We start from the raw sequence: 10,377 nt of genomic DNA on the forward strand, positions 1-10,377 counted from the left end.
CAACTTTGTACTCTAAATCAGATAAAAAATTATAAAAAAATTGTAGTTTTAGCACTAAATTGAAATTTTATGCGATACATTTTCTTTTTATATGTCGTTTTTTTGATTCTTTCGGGCTGCAATAAAGCTGATGCAAATTATGAAGATATGGCTATAAGTGCCATAAAAGTTACTCCTCCACCTCCGCCTGCTGCAGGAGCAAGCTATAAAGATGAAGATAAAAATGACGCTCCTCCGGAAATTCCGCAGAAAATAATCAAACAAGCATCGCTTCGATTTGAATCGAATGATTTAGAAACTTCATTCAACCAAATCAAAAACGCCGTAATTGCAAATAAAGGAAAAATCATAAACGATTCTGAAGGAAAAGATTATCAAACAATTTATAGAAGCCTAACCGTAAAAGTTCCAAGTGAGAACTTTGACAGCTTTTTGAATTCAGTTTCTAAAGGTGTATCGTATTTTGAAAGAAAAGAAATTTCGGCAGAAGATGTTACAGAGCAATATATTGATCTCACAACAAGATTAAAAAACAAACGAAAACTGGAAGAACGTTATCTTCAAATTCTGCAAAAAGCCACCAAAATAAGTGAGATTCTGGAAATCGAAAAACAAATCTCTATTATTCGTGAAGAAATTGAAGCCAAAGAAGGCCAGCTGAAATATTTAGAAAGCCGCGTTTCTGAAAGCACTTTTACAATTGAGTTTTATAAAACGCTGCCACAGCAGGAAGCTGTACAATCATCATACGGATCTAAAATCTGGACGGCCATTAAGTCTGGATTTTTTTGTTTGTCCAGCTTCTTTATATCAATTATCAGCATTTGGCCGTTTATTATTATATTTTGTGTATTAGCCTATTTTATTAGAAAAAGATTTAAAAGAAAAAAACCATAGTCATGTATCCTTATTTCAAGAAGAAATTCATCATACCAGCTGTTGCAGCAGGATTTTTATTTGTTGGAACCAGTTTCAAAGAAGACTTTTTTGAGATTGCCAAACAAATCGAAATCTTCACCACATTGTTTAAAGCAGTAAACACCAATTATGTAGACGAAACGAATCCGGGTGATTTAATGGACAAAGCCATTAAAAGCATGCTCGGAAGTTTAGATCCGTACACAGTTTACTTTAACGAACAGGATGTTGTTAATTTCAAAATCAACAATACGGGAGAATATACCGGAATTGGCGCTATGATCGCGCGCAAAAAAGATCGATTAATTGTTCGCGAACCTTATAAAAATTACCCTGCAGACAAAGCCGGTTTAAAAGCAGGTGATGAAATTATTCAGATTGGCGATGTTTTAATTGCTGATTTTAAAGATGATGCGTCACAATTATTAAAGGGAACCAAAAACACTAAAATTGCTATAAAATACCTTCGTCAGGGAAAAACCTTTACAACCGAATTGGTTTTAGATGAAGTTGATATTAAATCGGTTCCGTTTTATGGAAAAATTGATGAGAAAACCGGTTATATCGTTCTGGCACATTTTAGCAGAAAAGCTTCGGCAGAAGTTAAAGAGGCTTTGGAAAAACTAAAAGCGGATGGTGCAACTCAGATTGTTTTGGATTTAAGAGGAAATCCAGGCGGACTTTTAAACGAAGCGATTGACATCTGTAATTTATTTGTGCCGAAAAACGAAGTGATTGTAACTACAAAATCAAGAATCGAAAAACATAACAATACCTATAAAACGACTAAAGAACCTATTGATACTCAGATTCCGCTTGCTATTTTAGTGAATGGAAGAAGTGCATCGGCATCTGAAATTGTTTCCGGAGCTTTGCAGGATTTAGATCGTGCTGTAATTTTAGGAAGCCGCAGTTTTGGAAAAGGTTTGGTACAGCGTTCTGTAGATTTGACTTACGGGACTCAGTTGAAAGTTACGATTTCGCGTTACTACACTCCATCCGGGCGCTGCATTCAGGCCCTTGATTATGCACATAAGGACAAAAACGGCGTTGCTCAAAAAACAGATTCTAAAAACTTCAATGCCTTTAAAACCCGAAAAGGAAGAACGGTTTATGATGGAGGTGGTGTTTTACCTGATATTGAATTAGAAGATGCCAAAATGAGCCCAATTACGACTGCTCTTTTGAAAAATGACGGAATCTTTGATTATGCTACTACGTACTATTATAAAAATCCAAATTTAGGTGATAAAATTCCTGTGGTTACAGATGCTGATTATGTGAGTTTTAAACAATACCTGAAAGCAAACAAAATCAGTTTTGATACTGAAACTGAAGTTGCCCTGAAAAACACTTTGGCTGCAGCCAAAAACGAAAAAATAGACGAAACAATTGCTCCGGAATATCAACAATTATTAGCCGCATTAGAGAAAAGCGAAACCACATTATTAGATAAAAACCAAAAAGAAATTAGAGGTTTGATTCAGGAAGAGCTTATTAAGAGATACCAATACCAGGAAGGTTTGTATCAATTTTATATTAAAAACAATTCAGAAATTAAGAGAGCAGTAAGCGTATTAAATAATCAGACTGAATATAAAACGATTTTAAAAATGTAGAAAATGAAACTTTACCGGGTCCTTTTTTTGTTTATTATTTACAATTTATCGGCGCAGCAAAAACCAATCGAAACCGTGTATTTTGATTTCGATAAATATGATCTTACTGAACCGCAGGTAAAAGTTGTAAATAACTTTATAAAATCTATAGACACGGCAAGAGTTGAATCTATACAGATTTACGGCTACTGCGATGACCGCGGTACTGATGATTATAATTTCCGATTGTCTCACGATCGGGTTAATACGATACAAAACTTATTACTTTCTTCGGGATTTAAGGAAAGTAAAATTGTTATTCTCGAAGGAAAAGGGCGTGTGGTCGTAAGGCCTGATACGGTTGAGAATCTTTACGAAACCCGTCTGCGAAATCGGCGAGTTGACTTGATTGTCGTTAAACGCAATAGTTTCGGCAAAGGCATTTATACTTCCTTCAAGGACAAACTAAAAGTGGGCGATAAAATTTACCTCGAAAGCATTTTATTTGACCTTGGAAGTTCCAGATTAACCCAAAATTCAAAAAAAGAACTAGATAATATCGCAACGACACTCCTAAAGCAAAAAAACATTCAGTTTGAAATTAGAGGTCATGTATGCTGTACTCCGGAAATTTATAATGACGGAATTGACAAGGATACTAAAGAAAGAAAGCTTTCCTGGAATCGCGCCAAAAGCGTTTTTAATTATTTGAGTTCAAAGAAAGTTTCTAAAAACAGAATGACATATCAAGGTTGCGGTAATAGATTTCCGTTGAAAAGAGGCGATAATTACGATCGTCGTGTCGAATTTTTAATTACAAAGATTTAAATTTTATCGACAGGAAAATTTAAAGTATTCCAAATTTTATATTTAAAGTTTTACTCTAAACTACACTACTAATTTATTCTTTTAAAGATAATTATAATTAATAATAAAACCACAAAATAAATATCGCAACAAAGTTGCTTTAACAAATAAAGCAACTGATCGTTAAAAGAATCTAGCTCTTTTGAGAAGTAGCTGCTAATTTAATTTCATCAACTCTTTATCATTTCTATATGCGGAATATTATCCTCTAAATACATTTCGCTAGATTGCACAAAACCGTGACTTTCATAAAATCTCTTCAAATACAATTGCGCACCAATTGTAATTTTATCTTTATTGAAATTCGATTTTATGCCAGCAATTGCTTCGCGCATTAAATCATGACCCCATTTTCTGTCGCGATAATTGACATCGACCACTACTCTTCCTATTGAAGCGTTATCAAAACTAATTCCGGCATCAAACAGACGCGAATAGGCCACAATTTTACCATCATATTCTCCAATTAAGTGAAGCGCTTTCTTATCCTTACCGTCATGATCCAAATAAACGCAGTTTTGCTCGACTACAAAGATTTCACTTCTAAGTTTGAGTAAATCATATAGCTCATTTACATTTAATGCCTCAAAGGGCTTTATTTTCCATTTCAGCTCCATTTCTTATATTGTTTGTTGTTTCTGTTTGTTCTTTAGTGCTCAAAACTAATTTTAACTTTATGAGAACAAAATTACATCAATATTGCTAAATGAAAATCCCGACTGCAAAATGCAATCGGGATTTCTATTTTATAACACAAGCTTTTGTCCCGAAGTCTCGGGATTGAGAGATCTGTTATTATTTTTTCTTCATGATGATTTCCATGCTTTTATATTCTTCCCCATTTTTGGTGTCGAACATTTCCATTTTACGGGTTGTGGCGTCTACAATAGTATACACTTCTCTATAAGGAGATTTAATTCCGTTTATCGGATTTACTACATCGCCTTTTAATTCCATGCTTTTTGTTTTTTCATCAAATTTCCCTGTAGCAACCATCATTCCGGTTCCCATATTATCAATAAAGGTTGTAGTGTATTCTTTGCTTGCATTATTATAAGCAAGTGTACTTTTTCCTTCAAACGGCGCTCCCATAATTTTGCCCACATAGTTGGCTTCCTGGTAACGTCCGCCCAAAATCATTTTTACAGTTGCAACAGAAGATGCTTTCTCGGGTTTGCTGTCTTTCTCGTACCAAAAAGTCATATCACAGTTCCATGTTCCCACTTCATCGCTCATTAACTTGTGAGGTTCTCCCGGAGTTGCATAATCCTGCCATGCTTTGGCTTGTGCTGCAGAATCTACAGGTGCTTCTGCAACGGGTGTTTCGGTTTTAGTACCATCCAATTTTAGACTGTCTGCATTTGAGGTTTCCGTTTTTACTTCCTTTTTGCAAGAAGCAAAACACAGTGCTATTATTACTAGTGTTGCGGTTAAATTTTTCATAAGTATTTGTTTTTATGTTTGTTACAAACAAAAGTATGAAATTAATTAACGTTGTTTAAAGTTTAAGGTTTCAAGTTTTTAAATCGCATACATGCGATCTACCATATAAGAAATTTAAGAAAACATTAAAAAGACTTGCGTAACCCTTGGTGAACTAGGTGTCAAAAAATCTGAAACTTGAAACCTGAAACCTGAAAACCAAAATAAATCTTATCGCTTGTCTATTTTGACTGATTTTATGATGGCTTCTAAATCCAGCATCAGGTCACGTTCTTGATTTGAGGGAGAGTAACAAAATCCTTCAATCACCAAAACTCTATTGTAAACTGGGTCGACGATTGCGTAGTTTATAAAAGGGCCGGCCATAAAGTCATTTTTAAGTTCCCAGTTTCCCTTGGTTTCAAACGCTTCTTTGCCATCGAGCGTAGTGTTAGAAAAATATGGTGCATAAGCTTCACCGGTAATCATTGGAGTATTGGGTTCACGGCCTTTGATATAACGGCCTATAGAATCTCTCATTTTAATAATATTGCCTACTACATTTCCCTTGGTTTTGAAATTGTGAAGCGGAATCTGGTAAATTAATAAACTGGTATTACCGCTTATAATATCCTTTTTGAGCCAGATGAAATTCTTTTTATGCAAAACATATTCATATCCTGTTGGAATTTGAATGTCGATATGAAATTTGTTTTTAATAACAGCAGGGTTTAAAAGAGATTTGCTGTTGTCTTCCTGGATTTTTTCAATCTCGGCATCGCGAATCATTTTGATGATTTGCGCCGAATTTAATTCGATACTGCAAATGATATCATCTATCGATTTTCCGTAAATACGAAAAGTATTGTGCGGTAAAGATTTACTATGAATTACTTCAAACTTTTCGTTTGCGGTTTTCTTAACTACAATAATGCTTCGGCTGTCGGTTACAAATCCTTCAAGAAGTTTTGCAGGATATTGATTGATGGTAAATAACGGTTCTTCCTGAGTTAAACCCAGAACCGGTGAGGCAAATTTATTTCGAATAGTATCACCTACTTCGCCATACCATAATTGATCGTCTATAATTATAGAAATAGTATTGGCTTTTCCAGAAACAGGCTGCGACTGTTTATCTGTTTTTAAACAAGAAATCAGTAGAAACGGAAGTATTATAAATAAAAAATGGGTTTTATTCATTTTATTAATTTATGAAATAAAACCCAAATTTAAATAAGATTTTTTATTATCCGTTTATTTTAAGTTTCATTCCGGGTTTAATATCTTCATCTTTAATACCATTCCATTTTTTAATATCTGAAATTGTTACTCCAGGATATTTTTTAGAAATACTGTACAAAGAATCACCTTTTTTTACATAATAATCCTCACCCATACTTTTTGCTGAAGGGGCTTTTTTCTTGAAAGAATCTACTGAGTTTGAAGCGATAGCTGTAGATACAGGCTCTTCGATCTCTGTAACTATTTTAGAAACTACCAAAGTCTTCCCTAAACCAATATTATTAGATGCCAGATTATTTAGTTCTTTTAAGTCCGCAATAGTCGTACCGAATTTTTTAGCGATGCTTCCTAAATTATCTCCAGATGCCACAACGTACTCTACAGTTTGTACTGAAACCTTATCATTATCCTCTGCAGAAGCAATTGCAACATCAGTATTTTTGTCGATTGAAGGAATTGATTTTGGTTCTTTAACGGCTTTTGCAGCAGTGTCTACATCTGATTTAATTTTTAAGGATCTTCCTAAAGCAATAGCATTTGATTTAAGATTATTCCATTTTTTTAAATCCGAAATATTCACATTATATCTATCTGCAATGGCGCCTAAGTTATCACCTTTTTTAACTTTATAAAACTGAATTTCTTTTGATGATTCAACTGCTTCTCTAACTGGTTTTGCTTTTGGAGCTATTTTAGCTGCCAAACGAGTTGGAATTGTTTTATTTAATGATTCATATTGTGCATAAGCATAAATTTTATCTTCGTTTGAAACAAAGGCTGCAATTTTATCTTTTGGCAAACGAAGAAAATGCTGTTCTCCATGATATGCGGGGACTACATTTAATTTATAAGATGGATTTAAAAGCTGAATCTGCGATTGAGGCATATCTAACAAATCTGCCAGCTGCTTAAATGTCATTTGATTTTTGACAGCAACGGTATCTGTTTCAAAATTTTTAACTACAGCTCTTTCCGGATTGATTCCATGCTCTTTATGGTATTCGAATAGATACATTGTAGCGTAAAAAGCCGGAACATAACCTTGTGTTTCTTTTGGAAGGTGGTTACGAATATCCCAGTAACCTGTTTTTCCGCCAGAACGACGAATTGCTTTGGTTACATTTCCTGGTCCGGAGTTATAAGATGCCAAAACCAATTCCCAGTCATTAAAGACGTTGAACATTCTGGTCATATAATCTGAGCATGCAATTGTAGCTTTAAGAGGGTCACTTCTTTCGTCGATATAAGAATCGATTTTTAAAGCGTATTGTTTTCCGGTTCCGTACATAAACTGCCAAAGTCCCGTAGCGCCCATTCTAGAAACTGCTTTAGGATTTAAAGCAGATTCTACAACGGCTAAATATTTTATTTCCAATGGAATTTTTTCTTTTGCGAAAGTTTCCTCGAATATTGGAAAGTAGTATTCTGATAATGCCATTAATCTAGAGAACGATTTTTTACGGTTCTTAAGAAATGACTTTATTACATTTTCTAATCCCTGATTGTATTCTATCTCAAAAGGAGATTTAGCGTTCATTGCTGCCAGACGTTGTTTTAGCAATTCGGTTGGCAGTTCTTCATCTACAGTTACATCCTTATTTATGGTTTGAATATCTTTTGTCAAATCATCGTAGATGTCTAAACTTACTAACTCATTCATCCAAAGACTGTCAACTCGCGCAGCCATATCGTCTTTTTTGAATGTGCTTTTAATAGAATCTAGATAGGACAACTTTACTTCGGGCTTTATTTCTTTTGAAAGTTCTGCAGTTTCCTGCGCAAACATCGACATCGAAAATAAAGCTGTAACCACTAAGGAGATTTTCTTTACAATCATATAACATTTTTTTAAAATTCTATAATTCAATCAATTACAGGACTTGTATATTTGCAAACTTAAAAAGTTTAACTATAAAAAATACGCAAAAAAATGTTAATTGTGATATTTTAGTCTAAAATTGCTGCAATTCCAGGTAAAATTCTTCCTTCTAACATTTCCAGCATTGCCCCGCCTCCTGTAGAAACGTAGCTCATTTTATCTTCAAAACCGAACTGTTTTACTGCTGCAACTGAATCACCTCCTCCAACAAGAGAAAATGCGCCATTTTTAGTTGCTTCAGCAATATAATCACCTAAAGCGATCGTTCCTTTTGAGAAAGTTTCCATTTCAAAAACTCCTAATGGACCATTCCAAAGGATAGTTTTTGACTCTAAAATTACTTTTTTGAAGTTTTCTAAAGATTTTGGACCTGCATCAAGACCTTGCCATCCGTCAGGTATTGCTGTTACATCTACAACCTGAGTATTGGCTGTATTTGAAAAATCATCTGCAGCAACAACATCAACCGGAATGTGAATCTGAACTCCTTTTTCTTTAGCTAATCTTAAAATTTCAAGTGCTAATTCCTGTTTGTCATCTTCACAAATCGAATCACCAATTTTACCGCCTTGTGCTTTAATGAACGTAAAGGTCATACCGCCTCCAATAATCATGTGATCTACTTTGTCTAAAATGTTTTCAATAACGGTGATTTTTGAAGAAACTTTAGATCCTCCTAAAACTGCCGTAACAGGTTTTTCACTGTTTTTAAGAACTTTATTTAAACTTTCTATTTCTTTTGCTAATAATGTTCCGAAACATTTATCATTTGGAAAAAACTGAGCAATAATTGTTGTTGAAGCATGAGCTCTGTGTGCTGTTCCGAAAGCGTCATTCACATAGATATCACCAAGTGAAGCCAATTCTTTTGCGAAAGCTACATCTCCAGCTTCTTCTTCTGCATGAAAACGTAAATTTTCAAGTAATAAAACTTCTCCTGGTTTTAGGTTTTTAGCAGCTGTTTGAGCTGGCTCTCCAACACAGTTTTCAGCGAACTGAACTTGAACTCCTAAAATATCAGAAGCTGTTTTTAAAATATGTTTTAATGAATATTTTTCTTCAGCACCTTTTGGTCTTCCCAAATGCGACATTAAAATAACACTCCCGCCTTGAGCTAAAATAGTGTCAATTGTTGGTTTTGCAGCTTCGATACGTGTTGTATCTGTTACATTAAAATTCTCGTCCAACGGCACATTAAAATCAACACGGATAATTGCCTTTTTATTTTTAAAGTCGAAATCGTTTAAAGTTTTCATTTGATAATTTTTTAGTTTTTTTGAAAGAAAAACAAATATAGAACATTTAAGCTTGTGTTAAATTCGAAAAAAACGAAAAATAATGCGTCATTACAACGAAAACGATGTAAACACTGAAAAAAAACAAAAATTTAAGAAATAAAGAAAAAAATCGATCTGCTGTAAAACATTAAAACTTACTGTATTTGATTTACAGTAAGTTTTAAGTTATAGTTTTTAATCGTGAACCGGACTTTGCGTACAAGGACAGTTACTAATAGATTGTAAGAAATCAAATCCGATCGTGACAACGTGTGTTCCTGTGTTATAAGACCCTAAATCGTTGAACATAATTTGATATGAATATCCAAAATAAAATTTAGATTTCATGAAACCAGCCATTGGCCCGACTGATAATGGTTTTGGAAACTGGTCGTTTAGGAAACGGTATGAAACCCCAATCCAATAATAATCTTCGTAACGATTGTATCTTCTGTACTTGAAGTTAAAATCGGTTGTAGAACGTTTGTCACTGGCAAAATACTGGTAATAAACAGATGGTTCGTATTCTATACGGCTGTTTTCTCCGTCTTTGAAAATCATACCCGTGTAAACCTGATAGTTTGACAATAAATCCGGTTCTACTCCGCGGTATTTATTAGTGTTCTTCTTTAAAACGTTATTGGCATTAAAACTCAAATAGAAGTTTTTGTTTCGGTACAAAGCACTAATATCAAAGTTGTTATTTGTTGTATAACGGTTATCTGTTACGGACGGATCCAGAATAGGATGTTCGATGGTGTTATTAAACTCATCAATATCAATTCTAAACGTATTAAAATTATACGAAATACCGAAAGACAAATACTGTTTTGAATAATAATCTAAAATCAGGTGATGTGCAAAAGAAACTTTGGCACCAGTTTGTTTAGTATATCCGTTTTTATCATTGTACATAGAGATACCAACTCCTGAACGATCTAAGACTCTAAAATCGGCATAAAGAGATTGGTTTTGCGGTGCGTCTTTAATTCCGACCCACTGCGTTAATCCATTTGCTCTTATTCGAAGATTATCTCCGATACCTGCATACGCAGGAGAAAGTACAAAAGGGTTATCAGCTAAATACTGAGTAAATACCGGTAGGTTTAACTCTTGGCTGTAACTTGTTGTTACAGCCATGAGTACTAAGGATAAAATAAACTTTTTCATTGTA

Annotated in this window: 9 protein-coding genes; 3 read left to right on the forward strand and 6 right to left on the reverse strand. The window is 34.1% G+C overall.

The window, feature by feature from the left end; translation table 11 throughout:
- The first annotated feature begins 69 nt into the window (after positions 1-69).
- From BKM63_RS05915 to BKM63_RS05925, 3 genes are read left to right on the forward strand one after another with little or no spacing between them, the layout of a single operon-like run.
- A complete protein-coding gene (locus tag BKM63_RS05915) occupies positions 70-897 on the forward strand; it encodes a DUF4349 domain-containing protein (protein ID WP_071635713.1) in 828 nt (275 codons plus the stop codon).
- A 2-nt stretch (positions 898-899) separates the two neighbouring features.
- A complete protein-coding gene (locus tag BKM63_RS05920; protein WP_071635714.1) occupies positions 900-2,537 on the forward strand; it encodes a S41 family peptidase in 1,638 nt (545 codons plus the stop codon).
- A gap of 3 nt (positions 2,538-2,540) precedes the next feature.
- Positions 2,541-3,344 carry an OmpA family protein gene (locus BKM63_RS05925; RefSeq protein ID WP_071635715.1) on the forward strand — a complete coding sequence of 268 codons (804 nt, stop codon included), beginning with the start codon at positions 2,541-2,543 and terminating at the stop codon, positions 3,342-3,344.
- Positions 3,345-3,553: 209 nt separating this feature from the next.
- Here BKM63_RS05925 and BKM63_RS05930 read toward each other — a convergent pair whose 3' ends face one another.
- The 6 genes from BKM63_RS05930 to BKM63_RS05955 all read right to left on the reverse strand — a co-directional run bounded on the left by BKM63_RS05930 (position 3,554) and on the right by BKM63_RS05955 (position 10,373).
- Entirely contained in the window at positions 3,554-4,000 is a 447-nt protein-coding gene (locus BKM63_RS05930; protein WP_071635716.1) for a GNAT family N-acetyltransferase, read from the reverse strand.
- 178 nt (positions 4,001-4,178) lie between these two features.
- Positions 4,179-4,826: a DUF1579 domain-containing protein gene (locus BKM63_RS05935; protein ID WP_071635717.1), complete on the reverse strand. Its 648-nt coding sequence runs from the start codon at positions 4,824-4,826 to the stop codon at positions 4,179-4,181.
- 210 nt (positions 4,827-5,036) lie between these two features.
- Positions 5,037-6,005 (reverse strand): DUF4837 family protein, encoded by a 969-nt coding sequence (locus BKM63_RS05940; RefSeq protein ID WP_071635718.1) that lies wholly within the window; start codon positions 6,003-6,005, stop codon positions 5,037-5,039.
- A gap of 46 nt (positions 6,006-6,051) precedes the next feature.
- On the reverse strand, positions 6,052-7,884 hold the full coding sequence (locus BKM63_RS05945) for a lytic transglycosylase (protein ID WP_071636304.1): 1,833 nt from the start codon (positions 7,882-7,884) through the stop codon (positions 6,052-6,054).
- 110 nt (positions 7,885-7,994) lie between these two features.
- Complete coding sequence (locus tag BKM63_RS05950) at positions 7,995-9,182, reverse strand: phosphoglycerate kinase (RefSeq protein WP_071635719.1); 1,188 nt, start codon at positions 9,180-9,182, stop codon at positions 7,995-7,997.
- A 216-nt stretch (positions 9,183-9,398) separates the two neighbouring features.
- A complete protein-coding gene (locus BKM63_RS05955; protein WP_071636305.1) occupies positions 9,399-10,373 on the reverse strand; it encodes a PorP/SprF family type IX secretion system membrane protein in 975 nt (324 codons plus the stop codon).
- Positions 10,374-10,377 lie beyond the last annotated feature (4 nt).

Origin of the sequence: Flavobacterium johnsoniae (assembly GCF_001879205.1) — a bacterium.
Classification (GTDB): domain Bacteria; phylum Bacteroidota; class Bacteroidia; order Flavobacteriales; family Flavobacteriaceae; genus Flavobacterium; species Flavobacterium johnsoniae_A.

Coding starts and splice junctions, on each gene's coding strand:
- BKM63_RS05920 (WP_071635714.1), top strand. CDS start 900: ATGTATCCTTATTTCAAGAAGAAATTCATCATACCAGCTGTTGCAGCA.
- BKM63_RS05940 (WP_071635718.1), bottom strand. CDS start 6,005: ATGAATAAAACCCATTTTTTATTTATAATACTTCCGTTTCTACTGATT.
- BKM63_RS05915 (WP_071635713.1), top strand. CDS start 70: ATGCGATACATTTTCTTTTTATATGTCGTTTTTTTGATTCTTTCGGGC.
- BKM63_RS05950 (WP_071635719.1), bottom strand. CDS start 9,182: ATGAAAACTTTAAACGATTTCGACTTTAAAAATAAAAAGGCAATTATC.
- BKM63_RS05925 (WP_071635715.1), top strand. CDS start 2,541: ATGAAACTTTACCGGGTCCTTTTTTTGTTTATTATTTACAATTTATCG.
- BKM63_RS05935 (WP_071635717.1), bottom strand. CDS start 4,826: ATGAAAAATTTAACCGCAACACTAGTAATAATAGCACTGTGTTTTGCT.
- BKM63_RS05945 (WP_071636304.1), bottom strand. CDS start 7,884: ATGATTGTAAAGAAAATCTCCTTAGTGGTTACAGCTTTATTTTCGATG.
- BKM63_RS05930 (WP_071635716.1), bottom strand. CDS start 4,000: ATGGAGCTGAAATGGAAAATAAAGCCCTTTGAGGCATTAAATGTAAAT.
- BKM63_RS05955 (WP_071636305.1), bottom strand. CDS start 10,373: ATGAAAAAGTTTATTTTATCCTTAGTACTCATGGCTGTAACAACAAGT.